This window comes from Lapidilactobacillus luobeiensis (genome assembly GCF_024345205.1).
GTDB lineage: Bacteria > Bacillota > Bacilli > Lactobacillales > Lactobacillaceae > Lapidilactobacillus > Lapidilactobacillus luobeiensis.
On sequence record NZ_BROC01000024.1, the window covers coordinates 1 to 25,207 of the forward strand.

21 protein-coding genes and 1 pseudogene are annotated in these 25,207 nt (G+C 47.7%); 6 read left to right on the forward strand and 16 right to left on the reverse strand.

From position 1 onward, the window contains the following. Positions 1 to 884 precede the first annotated feature (884 nt). Both OCU21_RS08260 and OCU21_RS08265 read left to right on the forward strand, forming a co-directional pair. Positions 885 to 1,658, forward strand: a complete 774-nt coding sequence (locus OCU21_RS08260; protein ID WP_261806939.1) for an HAD family hydrolase — start codon at positions 885 to 887, stop codon at positions 1,656 to 1,658. Positions 1,659 to 1,722: 64 nt separating this feature from the next. Beyond that, a complete protein-coding gene (locus OCU21_RS08265; RefSeq protein WP_261806940.1) occupies positions 1,723 to 2,466 on the forward strand; it encodes a class I SAM-dependent methyltransferase in 744 nt (247 codons plus the stop codon). Positions 2,467 to 2,584: 118 nt separating this feature from the next. Here OCU21_RS08265 and OCU21_RS08270 read toward each other — a convergent pair whose 3' ends face one another. The 5 genes from OCU21_RS08270 to OCU21_RS08290 all read right to left on the reverse strand — a co-directional run bounded on the left by OCU21_RS08270 (position 2,585) and on the right by OCU21_RS08290 (position 10,925). Next, positions 2,585 to 4,213 carry an ABC-F family ATP-binding cassette domain-containing protein gene (locus tag OCU21_RS08270; RefSeq protein ID WP_261806941.1) on the reverse strand — a complete coding sequence of 543 codons (1,629 nt, stop codon included), beginning with the start codon at positions 4,211 to 4,213 and terminating at the stop codon, positions 2,585 to 2,587. 167 nt (positions 4,214 to 4,380) lie between these two features. Next, a complete protein-coding gene (locus tag OCU21_RS08275) occupies positions 4,381 to 5,493 on the reverse strand; it encodes a class C sortase (RefSeq protein ID WP_261806942.1) in 1,113 nt (370 codons plus the stop codon). A gap of 148 nt (positions 5,494 to 5,641) precedes the next feature. Beyond that, positions 5,642 to 6,667 carry a pilin N-terminal domain-containing protein gene (locus OCU21_RS08280; protein ID WP_261806943.1) on the reverse strand — a complete coding sequence of 342 codons (1,026 nt, stop codon included), beginning with the start codon at positions 6,665 to 6,667 and terminating at the stop codon, positions 5,642 to 5,644. A gap of 21 nt (positions 6,668 to 6,688) precedes the next feature. Beyond that, positions 6,689 to 8,164, reverse strand: coding sequence for a SpaH/EbpB family LPXTG-anchored major pilin (locus OCU21_RS08285; RefSeq protein WP_261806944.1), 1,476 nt, complete (start codon positions 8,162 to 8,164; stop codon positions 6,689 to 6,691). After that, positions 8,157 to 10,925: a SpaA isopeptide-forming pilin-related protein gene (locus tag OCU21_RS08290; RefSeq protein WP_261806945.1), complete on the reverse strand. Its 2,769-nt coding sequence runs from the start codon at positions 10,923 to 10,925 to the stop codon at positions 8,157 to 8,159. The genes OCU21_RS08285 and OCU21_RS08290 overlap by 8 nt, the downstream gene beginning before the upstream one ends. 295 nt (positions 10,926 to 11,220) lie before the next feature. On the opposite strand from OCU21_RS08290, the gene OCU21_RS08295 reads away from it, so the two are divergent. The 4 genes and pseudogenes from OCU21_RS08295 to OCU21_RS08315 all read left to right on the forward strand — a co-directional run bounded on the left by OCU21_RS08295 (position 11,221) and on the right by OCU21_RS08315 (position 14,714). Beyond that, positions 11,221 to 11,805, forward strand: a complete 585-nt coding sequence (locus OCU21_RS08295) for a recombinase family protein (protein WP_261806946.1) — start codon at positions 11,221 to 11,223, stop codon at positions 11,803 to 11,805. A 540-nt stretch (positions 11,806 to 12,345) separates the two neighbouring features. Further along, positions 12,346 to 13,211, forward strand: a pseudogene (locus OCU21_RS08305) (ATP-binding cassette domain-containing protein). Next, positions 13,208 to 14,557 (forward strand): ABC transporter permease, encoded by a 1,350-nt coding sequence (locus OCU21_RS08310; RefSeq protein ID WP_261806948.1) that lies wholly within the window; start codon positions 13,208 to 13,210, stop codon positions 14,555 to 14,557. Before OCU21_RS08305 ends, OCU21_RS08310 begins: the two are co-directional and overlap by 4 nt. Then, complete coding sequence (locus OCU21_RS08315) at positions 14,526 to 14,714, forward strand: hypothetical protein (protein WP_261806949.1); 189 nt, start codon at positions 14,526 to 14,528, stop codon at positions 14,712 to 14,714. Before OCU21_RS08310 ends, OCU21_RS08315 begins: the two co-directional genes overlap by 32 nt. Before the next feature lie 309 nt (positions 14,715 to 15,023). Here the strand turns inward: OCU21_RS08315 and OCU21_RS08320 are convergent, their stop codons facing one another. From OCU21_RS08320 to OCU21_RS08370, 11 genes are all read right to left on the reverse strand, one after another. After that, positions 15,024 to 15,971, reverse strand: a complete 948-nt coding sequence (locus OCU21_RS08320) for a DUF4767 domain-containing protein (protein ID WP_261806950.1) — start codon at positions 15,969 to 15,971, stop codon at positions 15,024 to 15,026. A gap of 197 nt (positions 15,972 to 16,168) precedes the next feature. Further along, positions 16,169 to 17,566 (reverse strand): Fe-S cluster assembly protein SufB, encoded by a 1,398-nt coding sequence (sufB, locus tag OCU21_RS08325; RefSeq protein ID WP_261806984.1) that lies wholly within the window; start codon positions 17,564 to 17,566, stop codon positions 16,169 to 16,171. 34 nt (positions 17,567 to 17,600) lie between these two features. Next, on the reverse strand, positions 17,601 to 18,056 hold the full coding sequence (gene sufU, locus OCU21_RS08330; protein WP_261806951.1) for a Fe-S cluster assembly sulfur transfer protein SufU: 456 nt from the start codon (positions 18,054 to 18,056) through the stop codon (positions 17,601 to 17,603). Continuing rightward, entirely contained in the window at positions 18,053 to 19,282 is a 1,230-nt protein-coding gene (locus tag OCU21_RS08335) for a cysteine desulfurase (RefSeq protein ID WP_261806952.1), read from the reverse strand. Before OCU21_RS08335 ends, sufU begins: the two co-directional genes overlap by 4 nt. Beyond that, positions 19,251 to 20,585 carry a Fe-S cluster assembly protein SufD gene (gene sufD / locus OCU21_RS08340; RefSeq protein WP_261806953.1) on the reverse strand — a complete coding sequence of 445 codons (1,335 nt, stop codon included), beginning with the start codon at positions 20,583 to 20,585 and terminating at the stop codon, positions 19,251 to 19,253. Before sufD ends, OCU21_RS08335 begins: the two co-directional genes overlap by 32 nt. 11 nt (positions 20,586 to 20,596) lie before the next feature. Further along, complete coding sequence (sufC, locus tag OCU21_RS08345) at positions 20,597 to 21,385, reverse strand: Fe-S cluster assembly ATPase SufC (protein ID WP_261806954.1); 789 nt, start codon at positions 21,383 to 21,385, stop codon at positions 20,597 to 20,599. 119 nt (positions 21,386 to 21,504) lie between these two features. Continuing rightward, on the reverse strand, positions 21,505 to 21,807 hold the full coding sequence (locus OCU21_RS08350; protein ID WP_261806955.1) for a glycine cleavage system H family protein: 303 nt from the start codon (positions 21,805 to 21,807) through the stop codon (positions 21,505 to 21,507). Positions 21,808 to 22,953: 1,146 nt separating this feature from the next. Beyond that, on the reverse strand, positions 22,954 to 23,256 hold the full coding sequence (locus OCU21_RS08355; protein WP_261806956.1) for a cupin domain-containing protein: 303 nt from the start codon (positions 23,254 to 23,256) through the stop codon (positions 22,954 to 22,956). Further along, on the reverse strand, positions 23,253 to 23,600 hold the full coding sequence (locus OCU21_RS08360; RefSeq protein WP_261806957.1) for a cupin domain-containing protein: 348 nt from the start codon (positions 23,598 to 23,600) through the stop codon (positions 23,253 to 23,255). The genes OCU21_RS08355 and OCU21_RS08360 overlap by 4 nt, the downstream gene beginning before the upstream one ends. A gap of 152 nt (positions 23,601 to 23,752) precedes the next feature. Beyond that, the gene (locus OCU21_RS08365) at positions 23,753 to 24,961 is read right to left on the reverse strand and encodes an FtsW/RodA/SpoVE family cell cycle protein (RefSeq protein ID WP_261806958.1); all 1,209 of its coding nucleotides are present in this window, start codon (positions 24,959 to 24,961) and stop codon (positions 23,753 to 23,755) included. 27 nt (positions 24,962 to 24,988) lie between these two features. Next, entirely contained in the window at positions 24,989 to 25,207 is a 219-nt protein-coding gene (locus OCU21_RS08370) for a DUF2969 family protein (protein WP_261806959.1), read from the reverse strand.

Below are 25,207 nucleotides of genomic sequence, written 5' to 3' on the forward strand. Positions count from 1 at the left end.
AAGCCTCGCTTTGCGAGTCTTAAAATCAGGCCTTGGTCTAAGTGGCCCAGCCACTAAGACCAATTTCACGGCGATCTCACCCGCCACACTCCACTCCGCCCGCTCAACCGTTTTAGGCAGAATAAGCTGCCACGTCACCTCGCCTGCTCGTGTGAGTTGACGGATTCCCACGTAGTTGACGACCATGGCTAGTAGTCATACCGTAACAATCAGCTTGACGATTACCAGCAACTGAATAGCGTATCGCAAAACTTGAATTTACTAGTCCTGATAATCGGTCGAGGCAACCATTCAGAATTTTTTATCAATTGAAGTGATAGCATTTTGTCCGCCACACTAGCAAAAGCACTTCGCAAACTACTTCGCCAAGATTGCAGATAGGCTCAAGCTTGTCCAGCAACCGCCTCAGGGCGTGTGGCTCAGCAGTGAAATTTGTCTTAGTGGCTTTGCCACTTAGACAAAGGCTCGATTTGAAGACAAGCCGCTGCTTTTGCGGATTGGCTTCAAACGATGTCCACTGCGTTCCAGCCACCATAAACGCCCTGAGACGGTTGCGTCCACACCTAAACCCAGCACACCTGCAATCAAGCAAAGCAACAAATACAGAAACCGCACTTTGCAGATCGGTTCAAAACAGCGTCCACTGCGTTCCAGCCACTACAAACGCCCTGAGGCGGTTGCGTCCACACCCAAACCCAACTACATCTGCAAGCAAGCAGAGAAACAAATGCAGAAACGGCACTTTTCAAATCGGCTCAAAACAGCATCCCCGCGTTGCCGTCAGTCGTAACCGAAACGCCCCTATTTTATCCAGAACCATCATGCTATACTGAACCAGTAACCCCAGATTTCAGGAACTTAACTAGCAAAGGAGCACTTAAAAGATGAAATTGTTGGCCAGTGATTTTGACAACACTCTGTATTTTAATGAGACCCCGGCTTTTCATCCCGAGGATCTTGCCGCGATCCGGCGATTTCAAGCGGCGGGCAATCTGTTCGGTATCTGCACTGGCCGCAACTTGACGGCGATCACTGACGCGACGGCAGGTCTGATCGATTTTGATTTCTTTATTCTGAATAATGGTAGCGTGATCCTGGATCGGGATCAAAAAGTTTGTTACCAACAAGATGTGCCCACGGAACTTGCTGTAAAAGTGATGCACCATTTCGATCATTTGGCTAGTTTCGCCATGGTCGATCACGGGATCTATCAATATCATTTTGATCAGGCTTGGCCGGGCACTGGCGTTCATCTGATCGAAGATCTCCGTGAGATCCACGAAAGCGGCGTCCATAATTTCTCTTTCCACTTGGATAGTGTTGAAGAAACGCGTCGGATCACCAATGAGATCAATCAATTAGACTTACCGATCACAGCTTTTCAAAATGTGATCGACATTGACGTAGTGGCTCAAGGAAATTCTAAAGGCCACGCGCTTAAATTTGTCCAGAAACAGTATCAAATCGCCGCCGCAGATCTCGCTTGTATTGGCGATTCTTACAATGATCTGCCAATGCTGACCGCCAGTGACCAGAGTTTTACTTTCAATAGTAGTCCGGCTAGTGTTCGACAAGCGGCGACTTATACTGTCGCTAGTTTGGCTCAGGCAGTCAGCGAGCTTCTCCGTCAACAAACTAGTCGCGCGGTCGGTCAATGAGTTTAAAAAATAATGCCCTATTTTCAGACCACTTAGAAGAAAGGGATTAGGATCGGAGGAGCTTATGTTTAAAGAATATGGACCACTAAGTACTCAAGTTTACCAAATCACCAAGCCGATCGGTCGTTCGCTTAACGGCGACCTGGATTACTATGCCCAACAATTGGCAAAGCAGCCCGGGCGGATCTTGGAGGCCGGTGTGGGCACAGGCCGCATGCTGATCCCTTTACTACAAAAAGGATTGCAAGTTGACGGCCTCGACCTTTCCGCGGAAATGTTGGCCCAATGTCGCGAAAATCTAGCAGCAAACGGATTGACTGCTGATCTTTTCCAACAGGATCTAACGCACTTACAACTGGACCGAACTTATCAGGCGATCATCATGCCCACAGGCAGTTTTGACCTCTTACCTAAAGAACAGATCTTGACGGTGTTACAGGGCTTTTATCAGCACTTGGCACCTGATGGTTTTCTATTGTTTGACACGATCTTACCCAGCGACTTCAAGCCCGGTGAAGTCACTGTTGATAGTTTTCCACTGGATGATCAACGCGGGATCTTGTTCACCAGTACCAGCGAACAGTTCGACTGGCCAGCGCAAAAAGTCAGTTACAGTCATCGCTATGAATTGGTGGATCAAGGACAAGTCGTGCAGACTGAACTCTCTCATTTCGTACTTTACTGGTATGGCGCCATGGAGATGCGTTTGCTTTTGGAGAAGGCCGGTTTCACCACGATCAGCCAGCAAACTGGTTACGGTCAGGACACCACTAGCGACCTCCTGACTTTCCGCGCGCAACGAGCGTAGCCAGCGCCGAAACACATTAAAGAAAACGAGTTAAAACAAAAAATCCTGCTTTGACTGATCTGATTCGATCAGTCAGGGCAGGATTTTTGATTTTTTCTAAACTAGCATTGTATCTGACTTAAACCGACTGAGCCAATTCCGCTAAGCGCGCTTGCACCTGAGGGTTTTCGCGGAACTCATCGTAGGTGGTCTCCGCGCGGTCAACGACGCCGTTTGCGCTCAAGTAGATCAGGCGATTTGCGACAGTTTGGATAAATTGGTGGTCATGGGAGGCAAAGCAGATCGCGCCTTGATAATCGATCAAGCCGTCATTCAACGCGGTGATCGACTCCAGATCCAAATGATTGGTGGGATCATCTAGTAAGAGGACATTGGCCTTGAGCAACATCATTTTCGACAACATCACTCGAACTTTTTCACCACCAGAGAGGACGTTGACTGATTTCAAGACATCATCGCCGGAGAAAAGCATCCGCCCCAAGAAACCACGCAAGAAAGTATTGTCATCTTCACCCTTTTCGGCAAATTGACGGAGCCAGTCCAAGATTGCTGTCTCTTCATCGAAGATCGCGGTGAAATCTTTCGGCAAGTAGGCGGTGCTAGTGGTGACGCCCCAGCGGACCGTACCGGAATCCGGCGTTAATTCGCCAGTGAGCACTTTGAATAAAGTGGTCGTGACCATATCGTTATCGGCCAAAAATGCGACCTTATCGTCCTTGTTCAGGATAAAGCTGACGTGATCCAACACTTTTTTGCCAGCGACAGTCACGCACAGATCATCGACTTGCAACAGGTCATTGCCGATCTCCCGATTGGGCACGAATTTGATGAACGGATAGCGGCGCGAACTAGGTTGGATATCATCCAGCGTGATCTTATCCAGCATTTTCTTCCGCGAAGTCGCTTGCTTGGACTTGGAAGCGTTGGCGGAAAAGCGAGCGATAAAGTCTTGGAGCTCTTTGATTTTTTCTTCTTTTTTTGCGTTCTGATCTTGCATCAACTTCTGAGCCAGTTGCGCAGATTCTAGCCAAAAATCGTAATTACCGACATAAAGCTTGATTCGATTGTAATCTAAATCCGCCATATGAGTACAAACTTTGTTAAGAAAATGGCGGTCATGGGAAACAACGATGACCGTGTTCTCGAAATTGATCAAAAATTCCTCTAACCAATCGATCGACGCTACATCTAAACCGTTGGTCGGCTCGTCCAGTAACAAAACATCAGGTTTGCCAAACAGCGCTTGCGCCAACAAAACCTTGACCTTCTGCCCTTCTGTCAAAGCGGCCATCTTTTCTTGGTGGAGACTTTCTGGCAAATTCAACCCTTGAAGCAGTTGCGAGGCTTCACTCTCAGCCTCCCAGCCGCCGATCTCACCGAACTCCGCTTCTAGCTCCGCGGCATGAAGGCCATCAGCCTCATCAAAGTCAGGTTTCTGGTAGATCGCGTCTTTTTCTTGCATGATCCGATACAGATCGGTGTGCCCCATGATGACCGTTTCCAAAACCGTATTCTCTTGATAGTCAAAGTGATTTTGACGCAAGGTCGCCAGTCGTTCATTGGGATCCAGACTCACTGTCCCCGTTGAAGGCTGGATCTCGCCTGACAACACTTTCAAAAAAGTTGATTTGCCGGCACCATTAGCGCCGATCAGGCCATAACAGTTGCCTGGCGTAAACTTGATATTCACATCTTGAAAAAGTTTACGATCCGCAAAGTGCAAACTCACATCGCTTACAGTAATCAATCGTTATCCTCATTTCTTCTAAGTAGTCCCATGAATTATACCGATTAATCCGCTGGGAAGCAAGACATCTCCGGAAAATGACCGCCTAGGTACGCTGTTCTTTTAGCCAAAAAGAAACACGCAGCCGCCGACCGACTTGGTGTTTCATCAGTGCACTCCCAAAGCAATCAGCGTTTGATCGCTTTAAGCGTAAATTCCTGATCCCGCAAACGCCGGATCCGCGCTTGATACTTACGCACTCGCCCGTTTTCAAAGATCAAGACTCGGTAACGACCGCCGGAGAGTGGGTAGTTCTGCGGACCAGCCCCGGCAAAATCAGCAACCAAGGCAGTTCGGTGTCCCCGCATGACCCGCACGCGACCGGAGCGCTCGCTGGTGAAGGCCAATTGATACTTGGTCCGTTTGATCAAAAGCTTACGCAGACCGCTGATCAAGATCAAGACCAGTAACCCAGCCGCCAAAGCCCAAAGCCAAAGTTTTAGCCGATTCCAACGTTGCGTATTTTTGATCTCCTTTTGCTCCTTTTCGGCGAAAGGGATCCGCCGACCGTTGACCAAAAGTCGCTCGGAGTTGATCATATAAGGCGTACAGGTCATTAAAGTCACGATGTCTTGACCGCCAACGGCCTGCAGCGCCTGCACGTCAGTAGGTTCGATCACTTGCTTTTGGTAAACTTCATAAGCCAGCGTCCGCGACCCATTTTTAATATAAAAATGATCACCTTTTTTGAGCTCAGGTAAATGGGTGAATAAGGTCGCGTTGGGTACGCCACGATGGGCGGAGATCACTGCGCGCGTCCCAGCACCACCCACGGGAAAAGAGCTACCATCAAGTAAACAAGCGCCAAATTGGAGTAACCAATCGCTAGTATGGTCAAAAATCGGTAAACTGGCTTTGATCTTAGGGATTTGGATCTCCGCAACTGTCGCCGTCGCACGTGATTCCTGCTGACTTTTCTTTGTTTTGCCCGTCGGATTGCCACTTTGATCCAACGAATCAGTAAACGCTTCGATCCCTGGCAAACTATTCTGTGCGTTTAGCGCTTCGTTCTTCTTCTGGTAACGAGCCAACTCTTTCTTTTGGGCCGCGCGACTTTTCTTATTCTCCCGCCGCTGATATTGATCGATCAGTTGCTGATTTTGGTAAGAGACCCAAGCATCGCTGACGAACGGATAAGACAATGTCCCGACCCCTGCTAAAATCAATATCAAGATGATCAGGTCCAACCAATTGAACCGTCGCTGTGGTTTAGTCGCCGCTCGATGCTGTTTTTTGACCATGGATTTACTCCTTCAAACTATCACTTACCTCGCTATGTACCTGATCTCAGCAATTGACGCTGGGATCAGGTCGAACTTGACGCCAGTAAAGAAAAAAGGAGCGTCAACAGACCCTCCCGATTTCTTGATGACCGTCGTTTTTTAATGATTAAAACGCCCGCCGACGCTTGAGATAAACCAAACTACCACCAGCGATCAAAGCAACACCGATCGCGATAAAGACGACGATGCCATTACCACCAGTATGGGGTAAGATACCAGTTGGTTGGTCTTCGATAACAACTGGTTCCGAATCATCATCAGCATGGAAAGATGTGTCCTTAGCCCTCTCATAACCAGCCGGTGCTTTCGTCTCGCTTGCAATATACTCTGTCGTCATATCCGCAAAACCATTTAAACCGAATTTACCATCTTTATCTGAGGTGAAAACAGTCGCGTTCTCTTTTGCAGCAACGAAACTCAAGCGATAGTTACCTGCTAAGACATCAACAAAGCCAGCCGGAACATTTTCAAGTGCTTGACCATCTTTGTCAGTCAATTGTAAATATTGCTTATCCGTATTTTGAATAACGAACTCCGCGCCTGCCAATACTTCATCAGTCACACTGTCTTGTTTAACGAAATCTTGTTGATAAGTTTCCTTGACTGTGTTCTTGGGATAAACGTAAACATTGCCATCATCAGCAGCCTTGGCCGGTAGGGTCAACCAAAAATCTGCACTGGTACCATAGCCAGCACGCGGGTTTGTTTCATGGAACAGATAAACAGCACTTCTTGTTTGTTGTCCTGCGACCGCTTCAGTTGTCGGTAAAGTAATGGTTGCTTGTCCTTGACCATCAGTTACTAATGATTCCTGTGAAATCAAATCCGAAATATCACCCTTATAGCCGGTCGGATCGGCCCAATATTTGGCGGTAACATCATAAACTTCGAATTCAACGCCTGCCAGTGACTTAGCGCCCGCGCCATCCCATTCTTCATTAGTAGGACGTTCTGTAAGCGCTTGGTCACTTGAAAAACCATATTTCGTCAAAATGATCGTTTGCTCTTTTGGAGTATCTTCAGCAGCCGCGCTGACCTGATGACTGGCTGGTGCCGCCACTGCTAACAACGCTAATGATAAGATCGCGGTCGATGCCGCGGCTAAAACGCGTTTCAAACTAATTTTTTTCATTTTCTCCTGCCTCTTCACAAATTAATGGGTTTGTTTTTTCCGTTTGAAAACCAAAGTAAGTACTAAAGCGAGCAATAATAACCCGGTCACACCGGCCCAAAGTGCGCGCTGTTCACCTGCTTGAGGCAAGCGACCAGTTTTCTTCTTGGTACCTTTATCTTTAGGTTGATTTGGTTTGGTTTTGGTTGGTTCTTTTAGATTCGCGATCGCCAAAGGTTGCGCTTGAGGATCAGAAAATTCGCCATTGATGATCGTGAATGAAACTGCTTTTTTACTCAACTGGTAATGTTTCGGAGCAACGACTTCATGAAGCTGATAGTCGCCCGCTTTTAAGCCAGTCAAAGCGAATTTGCCTTGGTGATCACTAGTTAAGGTGTAAAGCCCAGCCGCACGGTAATTCTGCGATGGCTGTGCGACTGTTTGCCAGCGCCAACCCGTTGTCGTTTTAGCCAAGTATTGTCCAGCTTGATTGCTGACGATAAACTGCGCGCCAGCCAAATGCTTCTTAGACTGTTTCAAATCAACTTTAACGAAGTTCTTGCCAGAGGTCGTGACCACAGTAGCGTCGTTCAGGGGATCGTCGCTACCAGGATAAAGTGTTGTCTGGTTGAACAGCCGCGCGTCGGGCGCGACCGTCGCTTCGATAAACATTTGGTAATCGACCGTCAATTGTTGATTCGCATAAGGAATCAATCGATCAACATCAAAAGAAAGTTTAAAATGATGCGCATCTGTGCTGACCACTTGATAAAACGGCGGGGAAACCGTTTGACCATCAAGTTGCACTTCTAATGAACCAACACGAGTCAATTCTTGCGCGGCTTGGTCAGTCAGGATAAATGAGCGCATGGTGCCAATATCTGCGGGAACAGTTATCTGTAAGCGATAGGGGATCGCTTCGCCATAGTCGAAATCTTGACGGCCGTTCGTGATCGTTTTATCTAATGCGATCGTTTCCGAACGTAATTCCGCCTTGGGGTAGATCTCGATCGGTGTCATTGCTGTTCCTTTGTCAGTGATCGGCAAAACTACGACCATGTTTTGACTACGCGTCAGACCTGCGGGGGTTGCAGTCTCACGGAATAGATACACAGCGTAGTGGGAACCATGTTTCAATTTTAGATCAGTGAAGCTTGCAGTACCCTCGCCAGCGGTCGTGACCCGCTTAAGCGGCGTACCTGCGACGAAATCATCTTGGGCCAATTTCTCTTGGGCCTGTCTGATCTCTGTTTTATTTTTCGGTTTTTCCGCCCAAAATGCTTCAGAAACATCATAAACCGCAAACTCAGCACCATTCTGTGGCTCACCACCAACAAAAGGATCACTTTTACCATTATTGACCACATCATCAGGGGTCTCACCTTGATCAAAAAGCTTTTTATGCAATCTGATCGTGACCCGCTCATTAGTCGCGGCGTGAACATAATGCTGGGGTAGGACACTACTGATCAATAATAGGGCCAGTAACACACCTAGATTTCTCAGCCATTTACGCATTATCGTTCACCTCCCGTTGATGACGCTCAAAAACAATGATCACACTAGCAGCCATGAATAAGAGTAAGATACCTGCCACCATGAAACTCAGTTGGCCTGGACCGCCTGTATGAGGTAAGACCAGCGTTGTCGCGTTCTTGATCGTTAAAATAATAACGGTCGCGCCCGTCTGCTCATCCACTTTGCTACTGATCGTTACCAATTTCTTGATTTGTGGATCAGTACTGGTTATGGTCGCATTGCCAGCTGCATCAACCTCGAACTTAATGGGAGCAGCCAACTGATCATAGCCATTTGGCGCTTTAGTTTCTGTCAGTGTATAAGTACCGGATTTAAAATCTGATTTTTCGAAGCTCGTACCATCATCCGTTGCGATCAATCCTTCATCATTCAGCGTGAATTGCGCGCCCGATAAAGGCTGGTCAGTCAAGCCGTCAGTCTTGACAACCTTTAACCGCAAATTTTTCTCATCATTCTTAACAAAACGAAGAACATTATTCTTGCCTTTATTGGTCGACTGCGCAGGATCAATGAAGAGCCCATCAGCATGGCTGTCCTCACTAGACTCCGTTGCCGCGATCGGCTTGCCATCTGGCTGCTGCCATTGTCCATCTTTAGACAGTATGAAAGCATATGCGGTTCCGTCTAACCGATAGCCAGTTGGTGCCTTAGTTTCCTGGATCGTGTAAGGACCTGGTTTCAACACTTGCAGTGCTAGCTCATCACTCAACTCCTGCGTTTTCTTAGTATCAGTATTCGTTATTGTGAAAACAGCACCAGTTAAGGCAGTATCCGTGCCCTTAGCGTATTTCGCAAACGTGATCCCGTATTGAGTATTGGTGATCTCACTGCTGCTGATGCCCGCAACAACCGAATTTGCAATAGTCGTTCGATAGTTATTCTCGCCCGTAACTACTTCTGATTCGACTTGATAGGTATAAATTTGACCTTGATTATTGAACTTGGCCAATGAAACCGTTTGATTAGCTTGCGTCAGTTGCGCAAATTCATGTTCCCAAGAATTTTCCGTCTTAGCGCCAGAAAGTGTTCCCGTAGCAGACCAAGCGTCGGTACTACCCTGCGTGTCCACAGCCTGTCGAATCACGGTAAAGCCAATACTTTCAGGACGTTTATTCTTTTCAAGATCCGCCCAATCCTTGGTCACCTTGATCGTTGTTCCAGCCGCTTTCGCAGAAGGCACACCAAATTCTACTTCCTTACTATCACTACCATTAGGAGTTAAAGTCGTCGTCCCATTGAGTTGGTACCAATGATCAGGCTTAAAGTTCGCCGCCTCAGTATTCAGGTGAACTTGATAGTGGATCTGGACTTCCTGGCCTTTACCCAGATTCAAGTCCTTCACAGAAATCTTGCGACTGCTGGGATCCTCACTCACTACGGGCAAATTAGCAACTGCCGCATCGCCTGTTGAAACACTATGAACGTCTGGTCCGCCTGCATAAATAAATTGCGACCCTAATGGATCCTCGATCGAACCATTGGAGATCGTGTTTTCGACCCTGCTGATGACCACATTAGCCTGCTTAGATAAATAATCTGTCACTGACTTTGCATCATCTGCGTCTTGATATTCACGACCATTACTGCCCATAGAGGCTAGTTTACTGGTCTTTGCACGTACTTGTTCTTTACTTAAGTACTCCCGCCGGCTCCCCGGTCTCCTATCATTATCCAACTGGATACCTAATACATGCATATCGATACCCGAATTCTGAGTCAATCTTGCTTGGCCTAGTGTGGCTGGCCAAGTGCTCTCGATTCTATATCCACTCCGATCACTGTAGCTGCTATCCAATTGAGATGTATTCCCAGGATCATCAATTTCATGACGCCAAGAAGGTTCGTAAAAAGTATTGCCATACAATTCTACAGTATCGTCAGTTTCAATACCGTAACTAGACGTTTCGACTCTATATGAATAAGTTGGTACACCGTCAGTCATCAAAATAATCATCTTTTGATGACCATTTGGTTGCTCATTTAACATTTCTGCCGCTTTTTTAATACCATCTTGGGTGAAAGTGCCGCCCTCAAACTCACTACTAAGTGCACCTGTGATTTTCCAATAATTGTCATCTGTGGCAGGCGCGATTGCTGAAGTTACAGAAGCAGAACTCGAATAACCAACCAAGCCAACCTTAATAGCTTCAGGATGTGTGGAACTCTTCAACTGGTTTAAAAAATTTCTAACACCAGTTCGAACGGTATTAGCGCGAGTCGCTCGAGAACCGTCCATCTTTTCTTTCATCGATCCCGACATATCAACGACCAAGACAACATCGATTGGATTAACCGTCTGAGTTTCGTTCGCATTACCTTTCACATTAAGGTAAACATCGAACAATCCAGGTGTAGCCGTTTCTTTGGCATACTTACGGATCTGATAATCAGGATCAGCCGCGTTGGCGCCAAATTTTAGATAGGAATTCTCCGTATTAGCCGCATTGCCATCCCATTCTGTCACTTTATCGAAGCCATCTTGAGAGCCACCTTGGTAGTTCAAGACATTTTCTTCTTTTGTGACTTTGTCAGACTTTGTGTCGGTAACTTGCCATGAGTTTGTCGGATAAGTCCCGGTTTTATCAGTTGTATATTCATGCTGAATTCCCGTGGTCCCTTCAGCCCGTGCATTTTGGACTGGTACCATCAGTGAGTTGATGATACTTGCCATCACCAAAAGTACGGCCATTAACAAACGTAAGCCCGTAGAACGCCCATTTATCAGCCTTTTCTTCATCATTCTTTACTCCTCCTTTCTTAATTTGTCTATCCATTTTAATTATCGAAAAGTGTCATAACTTGAAAGTAATGAATCCGGTGAATAATTTATATTTTCTTAATAAAAAGTACTTTTTGATTGATTTTATTTTTTTCAAAACCGCGATAAATCGATAATCGTCTTGATTTATTAGTTTTTTGTGATAAACTAACATTGTTATCGTGAAAAAGATCGTATCTTTCAAGTTGTGAGCTTTGCATTCGACCTTTCTTCTAACATATAATGGCGTCAAATTCGATTGGAAAGGGTGTTTCTGATGAAATACGGATATGCTCGTGTTAGCACAGAATCACAAAAACTAGCCTCACAGGTTGAGCAGTTGTGTAGCGCTGGTGTTGATAAAGTATATCAGGAGAAATATACTGGCACGACTATGGAACGCCCCGTTTTTGAATCGTTGCTAGCAGTGATCAAGTCTGGTGATACGCTGGTCGTCACCAAATTGGACCGTTTTGCTAGAAATACACGAGAGGCATTGGCTGTGATGCAGGTCTTCTCTGATCGTCACGTCACTTTGCATATTCTCAATGTCGGCATCATTGATGCTGGACCAACTGGGCAACTGATTTTTACGTTATTCTCAGCCTTTGCGCAATTCGAGCGAGATCTGATCGTCACTCGCACGCAAGAAGGTAAGGCCTATGCTCGCGAACACAATCCTAATTTCCGTGAGGGGCGCCGTGAGACTTACTCTGAGCAAGTCATCAAGCAGGCTTATCAGTTAAAGCAATCAGGGCTGACTTATAATCAAGTCGCAACTGAAACAGGCATCAGCGTGGCGACGCTAAAACGGCGTTTCAAACGGCTGTTGAATGGTTCTGCGACCATAACTTCTAACTAATAATTTGTAAGGGCTTTTTTGCTGGAAGCCCTTTAACTAACCCTGCGCTAGGAGCATGGTCGCAGCGCTGATCAATACCTTGGTCCTGTTGGCGTTGGCCACATCAAAAAACACGACTGTTCGGAGGAATCTGAACAGTCGTGTTTTTGTGCGGTGATCACATTACGAACGCTTGGATTGGGTCAGCCCATTCTGTCACTTTAGCCAAACCATTTGAGCGGTAGCTTGATCGTTCTAGCAATTTTCTTCCTTCATAACTTTGTCAACCTTTTGGTCAGTGCCTCGGTCGGACTTTGGGCCGTCCACTTGCCCTAAATTCGTCGGATATTTCCAGAATCGCCTTTATCTGTTCGCCTCTTGCGGTAAACTAGCGTTGTCATCGTGAGAATGATTGGATCCGTTCAGAAATAATTCCAAACAGACTGGATTTTCTGACGGTTCTGATGACGTGGTACTTCTTGGGCAAGTTGGTGATGCTAAACAAAACGATGGGCTTTATGTTTCAGATTTTAATTTTAGGTTGAAGGGTGAGGATTCAAGTTGGAACTAACGATCAATAATTTAACGATGACCTTTGGCGATCATGTTGCCCTGGATGGGGTCAGTACCTCCTTAACGACTGGCGGCTTAATTGGCTTGATCGGTCCTAATGGGCGGGTAAATCAACGCTCATCAAGATATTAGCGACACTGCTCAAACCGACCAGTGGCGAAGTTCTCCTTGATCAGCAGAATATTTTGGAAAATCCTCGAAAAATGCGCGCGTTACTGGGCTATCTGCCGCAACAGGTGCCCTATTATCCCAATTTGACTGCGCGCCAGTACCTTAACTACATTGCCGCGATCAAGGGGATCCCAGCCAAAGCGGGCAAGCAGCAAATTTCAACATTGCTGGCGCAGTTTCACTTGAGTCAGACCGGAAAAACCAAATTGAAAGATTTTTCTGGTGGGATGCGCCAACGCGTTGGCCTAGTAGCGACGCTATTGGGCGATTCCAAGATCATTATTGTTGACGAACCGACAACGGGGTTGGACCCGATGGAGCGAGCGACGATGCGGAATATTTTGAGTGAGCTTGCGGCCACCCGAATTGTCATTTTATCGACTCATATCGTTTCCGACATTGAAGCAGCGGCGACGAAACTGTTGATTTTGAAAACAGGTAAATTTGTCTATCAAGGGACGTCAACGGGCTTGATCGATCGGGTCAAAAATTATGTCTGGGAAGACGTGCTCCCCTTTGGCCAAGTGCCTCAGCACGACCGCAATGTTAGTTCGATCGTCCAGGCGATCGACGGGACCCATATTCGTGTCATTGCAAAAGAGTCACCATCAACTAACGCGCAGCTCGTTGCCCCTCGTTTAGAGGACGCGAGCTTGGCGATGATGGAAGGTATTATTCAATGATTCGAATATTACGATCCGATTTCTTGGAACGATCTAAACGGCCTTCGTTTTTGGGCGGCGTGATCCTCACGTTGTTTTTGGCGGTCATTGGCACGCCGCAAGCTCATAGCGCGATTGCGATCTTACTGCTGGACCCTAACATCTACCGTCAGGCCGACAATCCCACCTGGTTGCCGATCAGCGCCGCGCTGATGACTGGTTTTTTCTTACCTATTTTCGGTTTTGTGTTGGTTAAAAATTCGCTGGAAACCGATCGGCAAACAGGCGTTTTTGACATCATGCGTTCTGTTACTTTCCCACGCCTAAGTTATTGTTTCGGAAAATTCTTATCAAATTTTCTCTTGCTGCTGGTCATTTGGACCGTCGTCATGCTGGGGACCCTGGGCATGGTAGTGGTTCGATTCCCCGGAGAAACGATCAGTCTCGGACAATTTTTATCGCCTTTTTTGGTGCTGCTTCCCGGACTAGTCCTAATTGCCGCAGTTGCGCTTTTCTGTGAGGCCTTCCCTCTGACCCGTGGCAATTTTGGTAATGTGATTGTCACTTTTTGCATCTTGATGTTTAATGCGGCTAGTTCCGATCAAGTCATTTGGTCAAAAATATTGAATCCATCTGGTTCGAGTTATTTATATCACACCTTGAATCAAGCCAGTTTGAATACGACCGGTCATGTTCTGAAGGTGCTCCAAATTATTGGCAGTCATGGTAGTGCGCATTCGGGACAACAAAGTCTAATTATTCCTGCGGTCAGGCTTGATACCGGTGATTTTGTCGCCATGCTATTGCAGTTGGGATTAGCGTTGGGATTCGTGCTCAGTGCTGCTGCTTTGATTTTCCAAAAGTGGCATTTGCGAAGCAACCACCCTGCCACTTCTATGGGCAATCCAGGTCAGATAGACGAGGATGATTTAACGGAACAGCCCGCTTCCTTGATGTCTCAGCCAGTCAGTGAACGCCGTTTTTCAGTCATCAGTTTACTCAAATCGACAATTTGGCTGCTGTTGACCGAACTAACAAACTGGAATAAAGGATTGATCGTGATTATTTGGACCGCGACAATTTTCACACCAGCAAAAGTCGCGCAGCAAGTGTTATTGCCGCTAATTGTCCTGTTGGCCTTACCGTTACTTTGCGCACTAGGAAGTCGTTGCCAATCATCCGGCGTTTATGATTGGGCCCAAACCGTGCCAAGTGGACGACGGCGCCAGCGCCTGGTGGAACTATTAGCTGGCGTTAGCTTATTTTGGCTGTTAGTTTTACCGGTGGCATTGAAGAATCTCGCCAGCTTGCCACTTCTTGTGGTGTTTGGTTCTCTTGGCCCAATTATTAGGGTTCCTATCCCATAATGACCGCGCGTTTTCGGTCATCATGATTGTCTTTTGGTTCGCCTATTTAAATGGCGCAACTGGACTCCTACCCTTGAGCGGCAACATGACCACACTGACCAGCGGCGTCTATGCAGTCCTGATGCTGATCTTGCTGGGACTTGATTTCGTACTATAAGGATATTGATCTGACAAAAAAATTGAAAAGCAGAGATTCCTCAGCTGGTGGCTGGGATGTCTCTGCTTTTTTTATTTTACCAAACGTTATTTTCTGGGTGTTGACCTGAGTTTAATGGTTAGTTTGTTTTATAAGTAAGGATCGGTCATGATTGCCAAAAATAAAAGGGTCTAGAACTTTTGGTGAGGAATCAGCTACCAGTACCAAGAATTTTAAACCCCAAAAAGTGTACTCTCAAGTAAGCCGTGTAGCTCATTTGAAGGGTACCCTTAGTCCGGTCAAATAACAACGGGGGGTTCTCTATCCTATTCATTCAATTCCTTGTATCATTCTACCAAAGATATGATTAGCTTGAGTCGGTTGTCCATCAATCAGAGTAAGGGTGTACTCCGTTTCCAGTGGCTCTTTTAAGCTTACTGTTATCCCCTCTCCCACCTTTTGCTGAACAGATAGGCTGATTGCTTTCAGATGTTCAATTGCTGCTGATATCGCTTGCTTATCATTTGGAATAGACTCATCAACATAATAAGTAATCCTTGTACCATTGCCATTATTTTCAGTCGTTAGATGGCCTTTATAAGGCAATTGACCATAATTGCTGATAAAGTAGCTGAGTTGTTCATCTTTAGTAAAATTTGATTTAACATCATCAAAAGCTACACTACTGTTCACAATATTACTAAAACCATCTCTAAGCTCCTTATTATCCGTTTCTTTAAAGTATAAGTAATTATTCGGATTTCCTTGATTCTGGCTAGTTATCAACACTTTGGGTATTCCCGAATTAATGGTAAAAAAGTAAACATGCTTCGCTAAATAACCTTGTTCTTCTGCATCTGAATAAACAGCTACTAAAGAGTAACCTGAAGCTTCTTCACCACTTTCTGACCAGTTTAAAACTATTGGTGTGTTACCAATAACCACCTGCCACCTATTGTTATTCAAAACCGAATCAGGGAGTTGTAAGCCGTATAAGTCAACATTATTATTGGGACTGTACTGTTTATACGTCTGATCCATTGCTTGTCCCCAAGATTTCATAAAGTCATTAAGTTGCTTATCCTTATCAGCATTCCATAACCTTTCGTTAACTATCTTCTCTTCTGTTGAAGAATTACTGACAGAGCTCTCTTTTGCAGAACTAAGACTGTCAGTAGTTTCACTATAGGTAGATGAGGTAGGTTGATCTTTTTTGTTTTGACAGGCCGCCATCAAAATAATGGATAGTACCGCTAATAACACCAATGCCTTTCTCATTCTGTTACTCCTTATTAAATTTATCTGGATTTTTTCTATATATTCATTGTAAAGCACAGTTGCTATGGAAACAATCGTTTGTCCTGCTTGAATTCTTTCAGCGCCTTGGAAGAATCCCTGTTTTTTGGCTCTTTGTCAAGGTCAAATAAAAAAGCTAGAGCCCTTATCTATCAAGGGTTCTAGCTTCTATAACAAGTCTAACCAACGCTGCCTTCCATCTCATAGCTGATCAGTCGGTTCAGCTCGACGGCGTATTCCATCGGGAGTTGTTTGGTGAAGGGCTCGACGAAGCCCATGATGATCATTTCGGTAGCCTTGGCCTCGGAGATGCCGCGGCTCATCAGGTAGTACAATTGGGTTTCGGAAATTTTCGAGACTTTGGCCTCATGTTCCATGGCCACATTGCCATTGAGGATCTCGTTGAAGGGCACGGTGTCGGACTTGGATTTTTCGTCCATCAAGATCGTGTCGCATTCCACGTGGGCGAAGGAATCATCGCTTTTGCGGCCGAAGCGAACGGTCCCGCGATAATTGACGGCGCCGCCATCTTTGGAGATCGACTTGGAGACGATCGAGCTGGAGGTGTTGGGGGCGTCGTGGATCATGCGGGCGCCATTATCTTGGATCACGCCTTCACCGGCCACAGCGATGGACAGCATGGTGCCGCGAGCACCGCGACCATCGAGGTAAACGCTGGGATATTTCATGGTGATCTTTGAGCCTAGATTGCCATCGACCCACTCCATCGTCGCGTCTTCCAGCGCTTGAGCTCGCTTGGTTTCCAAACTATAAACGTTTTTAGACCAGTTTTGGATGGTGGTGTAGCGGCAATAAGCCTCCTGCTTGACGAAAACTTCGACGACCGCCGCGTGCAGGCTGTCCGAGGAATAATTCGGCGCGGTACAACCCTCGACGTAGTTAACGCTGCCGCCTTCGTCCACAATGATCAGCGTCCGCTCGAATTGGCCCGAATTTTCCGCGTTGATCCGGAAATAGGACTGGATTGGGATCTCGGTTTTGACCCCTTTCGGTACGTAAATAAAGGTGCCGCCGGACCAAACGGCGGTATTCAAAGCCGCGAACTTGTTGTCATTCATGTGAACTAGGGACCCGAAATAGTCCTTGACCATTTCCGGGTATTCTTTCAAGGCAGAATCCATATCCATGAAAACGATCCCCAGCTTTTCAAATTCGTCGCGCATGTTGTGGTACACCACTTCGGACTCATACTGGGCAGAAGAGCCGGCCAAATACTTCCGCTCCGCCTCGGGCACGCCTAAGCGTTCAAAGGTATCCTTGATTTGATCTGGGACTTGATCCCAATCACGATACTGCCGGTCGGTCGCCTTTTGATAATACAACATGTTGTCCAGATCCAAGCCCGACAAATCGGGACCAAAATCAGGCATCGCCATTTTCAAATAGGTTTTGTAAGCGCGCAAACGAATCTGCAACATCCAGTCGGGCTCATGCTTGGCCGCGGAGATCTCGCGCACCGTCGCTTCCGTTAACCCACGACCGGTGGAGAAAACCGGCTTGACATCATCACTGAAACCATAGTCATAGTCAACGAACGCCGGCACACTGTTGGTCATTTCCTCGTTGTTTTTGGTGTTTTTCGTTTTCGTCTCACTCATGGGCTTCCTCCTCGCTGATTGCTTGTTCTAAGGCTTTCCAAGCCAAGGTGGCACACTTGATCCGTGCGGGGAACTTGATCACCGCCGCTAAAACCGCCGCGTCCCCGAGCAGCTCATCTGGGTCGTCTTGGGTCGCTGCTGGATTTTCCATCAACATTTCCAAGAAAACTTGGATCTCTTTTTTTGCTTGCGTCAGGGTCTGGCCTTGGACCAGATCGGTCATCATACTGGCGGAAGCTTGAGAAATCGAACAGCCCTCACCACTGAAGGCGATCTGCTCGATGCGGTCGTCCGCAAAGGTCACTGCCAACTTGATCACGTCACCGCAAGTGGGATTATTCAAAGTGATCGTTTGACTGGCCGCGGGCAACGCCCCATGATGGTGCGGATGCTGGGCGTGATCAATGATCAATTGCCGATATAAGTCATTCAATCCGCCTAAATTCATAATTTGAAGAACTCCTTTGCTGCTTGCACGGCTGTGACCAATTGCTGCAGATCAGCCTGATTATTATAAAACGCGAAACTAGCCCGAGCCGTGGCGCTAACACCGAGATCGGTCATTAGTGGTTGCGCACAGTGGTGACCAGCGCGGATCGCCACGCCTTGCAGATCTAAAACCGTCGCCAAGTCGTGGGGATGCAAGCCTTGTAAATTGAACGACAACACACTGGAGCGCCGCGTCGGCTCGGTCGGTCCGTAAATGGTCACCCCGGTGATCGCCGTCAGCTCCTGATAAGCTTGCGCGGTCAATTGCTGTTCTTGGGCGATGATCGCCGGCCAACCTAGGTGTTGCAAGTAACTGATGGCCGCGCCTAACCCGATGACTTGGGCGATGGGCATGGTACCTGCTTCGAATTTAGCCGGAGCCGGCTTAAAGTCGGTTTTTTGGCGGGTCACCAAGTTGATCATTTCGCCGCCGAATTCCGCTGGTGGCATCGCCGCTAGCAACGCTTCCCGACCATAAAGGACGCCGATCCCGGTTGGCCCATACATTTTATGACCAGAAAAGGCATAAAAATCACAGTCTAGTTCCTGAACATCCACTGGGAAGTGACCGGTGGCCTGAGCGCCGTCGATCACCACGGTGGCGCCAACCGTATGGGCCATGGCGGTCATTTTCTTGATTGGATTGATCGTGCCCAGCACATTGGAAACATGGGTCAAAGAGACGATCTTCGTCCGCGCATTCAGCAAATCACCATATTGAGCCAGATCTAATTCGCCACTGGCCGTCAACTCAACATAACGCAACTTCGCGCCGGTGCGTTGGGATACTTGTTGCCAGGGGACCAGATTACTGTGATGTTCCATGATCGAGATGACGATTTCATCGCCTGCTTGCAAAATCGTCGGCGCATAGGTCTGGGCCACCCAATTCAAGCTGGTGGTCGTTCCCCGGGTGAAGACGATCTCGGCGCCACTGGCCGCGTTGATAAAGGTCGCCACTTGTTGGCGCACCGCCTCATATTGCTCGGTGGCCCGCTCCGCTAAAGTATAGACTCCACGATGGATATTGGCGTTATCATGCTGGTAATAATGAACCAGCGCGTCGATCACCGCTTGCGGTTTCTGGGTGGTCGCGGCGTTATCCAAATAGGCCAAGGGCTGGCCATTGATCACTTCTTTTAAAATCGGAAAATCATTGCGCGCGATCGCGATGTCGTTGACCATCAATAAGCTTCCTTTCGATCGTCGCAGTCAACGCGGCGCGGGCGGCGGCCACGGGGATCTCCGTCAAAACAGAGCCCAGAAAACCGCGGATCACCAGTCGCTCCGCCAAATCTTTCGAGAGACCACGACTCATTAAATAATACATCTGACTTTCGTTGACCCGGCCAACTGAAGCCGCATGACCAGCGCGAACGTCATTTTCATCGATCAATAAAATCGGATTCGCGTCGCCACGGGCAGTCCGCGACAACATCAAGACCCGATTTTCCTGTTGAGAATCGGAATCACGGGCACCTTTGACAATGTGCCCCACGCCATTAAAGGTCAGCGTGGCGTCAGACAAGATCACCCCGTGCTGCAAAATGTTCGCCACGGTATGCAGGCCGTAATTGGTCAAGCGCGTGGTGATCCCTTGGAACTGGCTCCCCGTTGAGATCGCCACCGCCTTGAAATCAGCCTGACTGCCCTTGCCAACCAAATCAGTATTGAAATCGGTGACGATATCGCCATCATTCATCTCGCCCAGCGCCCAATCGATCCGCGCGTCAGCGAAAAGATAGGCCCGCCGTGCTAAATAGGTGGTGTTTTTCAAGCCATCAATGGCAGTATAACGCAGCTGCGCCCCCTGCTCGAGGATCAGCTCTTCCACAATATTTGCGCTGGCACTGCCGGCGGTGGTGGTCTGCCGCGTCGCCAAAATCGTCGCCTCACTATTTTCACCGGCGACCAACAAAAGATGTTGCGCGTACAGTTGGCCATTGTCCCCGCTTTGCGTGAGTTCTAAAGTCAGCGGCGCCGTTAATTTCGCGCCTGCTGGCAAATAGATCAGCAGCCCGCCGTTGACTGCTGCCGTATGGAAAGCCGCCAAACGATTGGCCAACGCTGGCGCCGCCAGGGTCCCATAATACTTAGCAAAAAGTTCTGGATATTCTCGTTGTGCTTGAAAGAAATCTAGCACGACGACTCCCTGAGCTTGAGCCTCAGCCGATAACTGGACCCAGGGCGCCTGCAGATCCAGTTGCTGGATCATCGCCGGTTCTTGGTCAGCCGCGTCAGTGGTCGTTAACGGGGTCGCCAGCTCTGACGTTGGTGTCGCCGTTTGATTTGCAGCTTGCTCAGGTGCTAAATCCCCATTAAAAAGTGGCCAACGTTGATAGCGGATTTTCTCAAACGTTGGTAAGGGCAACTGTGGATAGGCCGCCAACGCTTGTTGACGCAGCTCTGCTAACGGTGCCGTTTCATGACGATCTGCACTGAACGTGGCTAGTGCGGCCGCTGTGGTGAAAGGTTTTACACGAGCCATCTCAACACCCCCTAGTTCTCATCCGTCAATTGAATATCCAGGCCTAACTCATCCCGCAAGCCAGTGTAACCTTCGTCTTCCAGCTTCCGCGCCAAATCAGCGTCACCCGATTTGACCACGCGTCCACCCATCATCACGTGAACCACATCAGGCTTGATATAATCCAATAAACGTTGATAATGCGTAATGATCAGTGAGCCGAAAGTAGCGCCCCGCATGGAGTTGACCCCTTTAGCCACGACCTTCATCGCGTCAATGTCCAAGCCAGAATCGATCTCATCCAAAATCGCGAACGTCGGTTTGATCATCAACAATTGCAAAATTTCATTGCGCTTCTTCTCACCGCCAGAAAAGCCCTGATTCAAATAACGTTCAGCCATGCCTTCGCTCATGTCCAACAACGCCAGATTGTGATCAAGCTCCTTGATGAACTGGCGCACGGAAATCGGATCATCGTCAGGACGGCGGGCATTGATCGCGGCCCGCATAAATTCTGCGTTAGTCACCCCGACGATCTCCGCTGGGTACTGCATTGCTAGAAACAGCCCGGCCCGCGCCCGCTCGTCTACTGGCTTATCCAGCAAGCTGACCCCGTCCAACAGAATATCGCCATTGGTCACCTGATAGCGCGGATTTCCCATGATCGTCTCAGATAAGGTCGATTTCCCGGTACCATTGGGCCCCATGACCGCATGGATCTCCCCGGTTTTCATGGTCAGATCGACACCTTTTAATATCTCTTTATGTTCATTCTGATCGTCAACACGAACGTGTAGATCGCGCACTTCTAAAACTGACATAAGCAACCTCTCTTTATCAAAAATAGTCTGAAACCTAGTAATTTCCCGCGCTTTAAAATATCGCCTGACCGGTAGTCCTGAAAATCAAGCAATCATAAAATAAATGAGTCAGTTTCCTCTTAATCTTGGTCAACGATTGCGATCCAATTTTCCTGATCATCATCCGTATCCAAAAGTTCTGGCGTGGTTGTTAACGCTTCGTGAGTGGCCACGATGCGACCAGCGATCGGCGTTGGTAGATCTTGAACCATTTTTTGCGCTTCGACCGCCAACAAAGTGTCGCCGATCGCCAGTTTTTGATCGACTTGAGGTAACTCCGCATACTTGACCTGACCCAGTTCTTCCCGGGCGCTTTGATTCAAGCCTAATTTAATTTGACCATTTGCCATTTTTTCTTGCCAAAAATATGTTTGTTCAGTCATTTTGAGATCCTCCAATAATTTGATCGTACACAAGCTAAATTGCTTTTACTAGTTGCATTATAACACAGCTGCTTTTTCTATTTCAGTTTTACTTATTTTTTGTTACTGATTTTTGAATATGACACCGCAATAACACTATGAGAAGTGGCCTGGGCTGGAATTATTTCTGTGCTAGTTCTAGGGTCGACTTTCTGTATGCCAGCGGAAACAAACCTGCTGGATCTCTAATTTTTTCCGTCACTGTCACTGCTTGGTTCGAGGTGAGCTCGCTGTGGGCGTCTGTTCTGTTCAAATCTTGGCCGCGGGCTGCGTTGCGTGTGGCGGGTGAGCTCGCTGTGGGCGCTGTTTTAAGCCTCGCTTTGCGAGTCTTAAAATCAGGCCTTGGTCTAAGTGGCACAGCCACTGAGACCAATTTCACGGCGATCTCACCCACCACACTCCACTCCGCCCGCTCAACCGTTTTAAGCAGATCAAGCTGCCACGCCATAGTGCCTGCGCGTGTGAATTGACGGATTCCCACGCAATTGACGACCATGGCTAGTAGTCACAACGTAACGACCAGCTTGATGATCACCGACAACTGAATAGCGTATCACCGAACTTGTATCGTACTAGTCTGGACAATCGGTCGCGACAATTAGTCAGAGACTTTTCACTAAATGAAATGACATCATTTTGACCGCCACACCTGCAAAAACACTTCATCAACTACTGCGTCTATATTGCAGATAAGCTCCATTCTGCCCAGCAACCGCCTCAGGGCGTGTGGCTCAGCAGTGAAATTTGTCTTAGTGGCTTTGCCACTTAGACAAAGGCTCGCTTTGAAGACAAGCCGCCGGTTTTGCGGATTGGCTTCAAACGATGCCCACTGCGTTCGAACCAGAGTGCGCAGCGCAACGGTTTGACTTCGAGCATTAGCCTAGTGATGACTTTGGAAGCGGGCTTCGCTTCCGAAGCCATTACGTAGCTAAGCACAGAAGCCAGTTGCGCGGAGCACGTTTCCAGCCACCACAAACGCCCTGAGGCGGTTGCGTCCACACCCAAACCCAGCACACCTGCAAGCAGGCAAATCAGCAAACAAAGAAACGGTAGTTTGCAAATCAACTCCAGCCAATCCAAGTAAAAAAGCGTTCAGCAATTGAACGCCTAACTCAACTCGATCTGTAAAAATTTACAAGGTTGCTTTGCGGCCAGCTGATGTGTCTCCCCCGCCGCCAGCGTCACTAACTGGCCGGCATGAGCCGTCAGCGTCTGCGCCGTTGTGATCGTCAATTCACCGTCAAGGATATAAAGTATTTTCTCCTGCGGACTTTGCTCGGCGCTGATCGTTTCACCAGCCGCGAACGCATATAGGGTCGTTGCTGCCGGGAGACCGAACTTTCCGGTCAATTCCCGACTGGTGATCTGTTGATCATGATAATTGACTAACGCCGCCAAATCATAGATCATGCTTGGCCTCCTTCGGGCTTGACCACTACCAAAAGCATTTGGAAAGCTTCTTTGGCGTGCAATTCGTGGGGGATCCCTTGGGGCATGACTAGGCTTTCACCGGCATGGACCAAATAATCTTGCGCGCCGATCGTGATTTTTGCGACACCAGACAAAATGTTGACCATGGCATCGCCATTGGTTTGATGACGTTGGATCGTCTGCCCTTGAGCTAACGAGAATACTGTGATGCCTAATGAATCGCGTTGTACCAGCGTTTTACTGAGCATTTGTTCTGGTTCGATCGGAACTTCCTGCCGCAGATCAATAACTTTCTCTGCGGGGATCTTATTAATCAATGCCATTTGATCACCTTTTTCATTTTTTTAGTTGCCTGCGTGACCTGATCCTCAGCACCAAATGCGTTGAGCTCAGGCTGAGCGATCGGCCCCACCAGGCCAGTGCGGATCTTATTGAAACATAAAAATGCCCCGCCAAAAATCAGCGCGGCACACGTTTAATCGAACTCTTCGTTTTCTTTGTTGGTAAACATGTAACTCTTATAATGATAGCGCATCGACATGATCAACCCGATCCCGATCATATTGCCCAATAGCGCCGAACCACCTTGAGAGATGAAGGGTAATGGGATCCCTGTCAGCGGCAATAATCCGATACTCATGCCTATATTCTCAAAAACGTGGAACAGGATCATCATAATAACGCCCGTGGAAACATAAGCGTAAAATTCGTTCTTCGTATCAAAAGTAACCTTGATCATTTGATAGATCAACAAGAAATACAATAAAATCAAGGCACAACTGCCCAAGAAGCCAAAATTCTCGCCAATAACGGAGAAGATCATATCAGATTCGCGCACCGGCACGTAGACTTTGATGTTATTGAAACCGCGGCCAGTCATTTGACCAGAACCGATCGCCTTCATACTCTGCCACAATTGCATCCCACTATTACTGGTATCTTGAGACGGATTCAGCCAATTCAAGACCCGATTGAACTGATAGGTCTTGAAGCCAACTGAACGTAAAAGCGTTTGGCCCCAATCTTGGGTGACCAGATAAATGGCCCCGCCACCAATGACCGCCACCGTGGAAATCGCCGGCAACAGGATCTTCCAAGTGACACCGGACACTAAAGTGACGCCGGCAAAAATCGCCAAGAAGACCAACATGGTCCCGAAGTCATTCTGCAATTTCAACAAAATGGCAACCGGTACAGTCCAAACCAGCATTTTACCTAAAAGCAGGAAATCACTTTTCACACTATGGGTAGGATACTGCACATTATGTTGCGTTACCACGCGGCCCAGCATCAAAATAAAAGCAGGTTTCATAACCTCCGAAGGTTGAAAAGTGAATGAATGAAATTTGAACCAGCTTTTGGCGCCGGTATTGTCAAAAGTTTGGCGATCATAGAGGACCAGCACGGCCAACAGCAGGAAGATCCCCATGGCATAAACATAAGGAGCGATCTTCCACAGTTGCTCAGCGTCAAATTGCATGATCACCACTACGGCGATGCCGCCAACGACATACCACGCCACTTGCATGATCGCCGCTCGGATCGGACTGCTAGCGGTACTGTCATGATAAGTCGCGACATAAACGGCGACGATACTGAAAATGGCCAGCATCATCACCGAAAAAAGAACGCCGTAATCGATTCGATTCGATCTTTTTTCTTCTGAATGTTTTTCTACTGGCATACTTTCCCTACCTTACATCAGCACCAATCAATGTTGGTGCAAATTGAACTGCATGATCAATTCATGGGTCGCTTCATCAAGATTTTGATGACGATGAGCCTGTTCTTCCGAACCGTAAAAACTTAGAAACTTCTTGCCATCTTGCTCGATCCGACCAATAAAATGACCTTGACCGGTTTCCAATTGCCAATGGTGCTCATCCTGGTCGACCAAACGGATCTCGACAGGGCGTGTTGCTTTTGTCAT

Bases quoted from the DNA above. Each gene is read 5' to 3' on its own strand.
- OCU21_RS08335 (WP_261806952.1), bottom strand. From the start codon at position 19,282: ATGGTCAACGACATCGCGATCGCGCGCAATGATTTTCCGATTTTAAAA.
- OCU21_RS08290 (WP_261806945.1), bottom strand. From the start codon at position 10,925: ATGATGAAGAAAAGGCTGATAAATGGGCGTTCTACGGGCTTACGTTTG.
- OCU21_RS08310 (WP_261806948.1), top strand. From the start codon at position 13,208: ATGATTCGAATATTACGATCCGATTTCTTGGAACGATCTAAACGGCCT.
- OCU21_RS08260 (WP_261806939.1), top strand. From the start codon at position 885: ATGAAATTGTTGGCCAGTGATTTTGACAACACTCTGTATTTTAATGAG.
- OCU21_RS08295 (WP_261806946.1), top strand. From the start codon at position 11,221: ATGAAATACGGATATGCTCGTGTTAGCACAGAATCACAAAAACTAGCC.
- sufU (WP_261806951.1), bottom strand. From the start codon at position 18,056: ATGAATTTAGGCGGATTGAATGACTTATATCGGCAATTGATCATTGAT.
- sufC (WP_261806954.1), bottom strand. From the start codon at position 21,385: ATGTCAGTTTTAGAAGTGCGCGATCTACACGTTCGTGTTGACGATCAG.
- OCU21_RS08355 (WP_261806956.1), bottom strand. From the start codon at position 23,256: ATGATCTATGATTTGGCGGCGTTAGTCAATTATCATGATCAACAGATC.
- OCU21_RS08320 (WP_261806950.1), bottom strand. From the start codon at position 15,971: ATGAGAAAGGCATTGGTGTTATTAGCGGTACTATCCATTATTTTGATG.
- OCU21_RS08285 (WP_261806944.1), bottom strand. From the start codon at position 8,164: ATGCGTAAATGGCTGAGAAATCTAGGTGTGTTACTGGCCCTATTATTG.
- OCU21_RS08365 (WP_261806958.1), bottom strand. From the start codon at position 24,961: ATGCCAGTAGAAAAACATTCAGAAGAAAAAAGATCGAATCGAATCGAT.
- sufB (WP_261806984.1), bottom strand. From the start codon at position 17,566: ATGACCAACAGTGTGCCGGCGTTCGTTGACTATGACTATGGTTTCAGT.
- OCU21_RS08360 (WP_261806957.1), bottom strand. From the start codon at position 23,600: ATGGCATTGATTAATAAGATCCCCGCAGAGAAAGTTATTGATCTGCGG.
- OCU21_RS08350 (WP_261806955.1), bottom strand. From the start codon at position 21,807: ATGACTGAACAAACATATTTTTGGCAAGAAAAAATGGCAAATGGTCAA.
- sufD (WP_261806953.1), bottom strand. From the start codon at position 20,585: ATGGCTCGTGTAAAACCTTTCACCACAGCGGCCGCACTAGCCACGTTC.
- OCU21_RS08280 (WP_261806943.1), bottom strand. From the start codon at position 6,667: ATGAAAAAAATTAGTTTGAAACGCGTTTTAGCCGCGGCATCGACCGCG.
- OCU21_RS08265 (WP_261806940.1), top strand. From the start codon at position 1,723: ATGTTTAAAGAATATGGACCACTAAGTACTCAAGTTTACCAAATCACC.
- OCU21_RS08275 (WP_261806942.1), bottom strand. From the start codon at position 5,493: ATGGTCAAAAAACAGCATCGAGCGGCGACTAAACCACAGCGACGGTTC.
- OCU21_RS08370 (WP_261806959.1), bottom strand. From the start codon at position 25,207: ATGACAAAAGCAACACGCCCTGTCGAGATCCGTTTGGTCGACCAGGAT.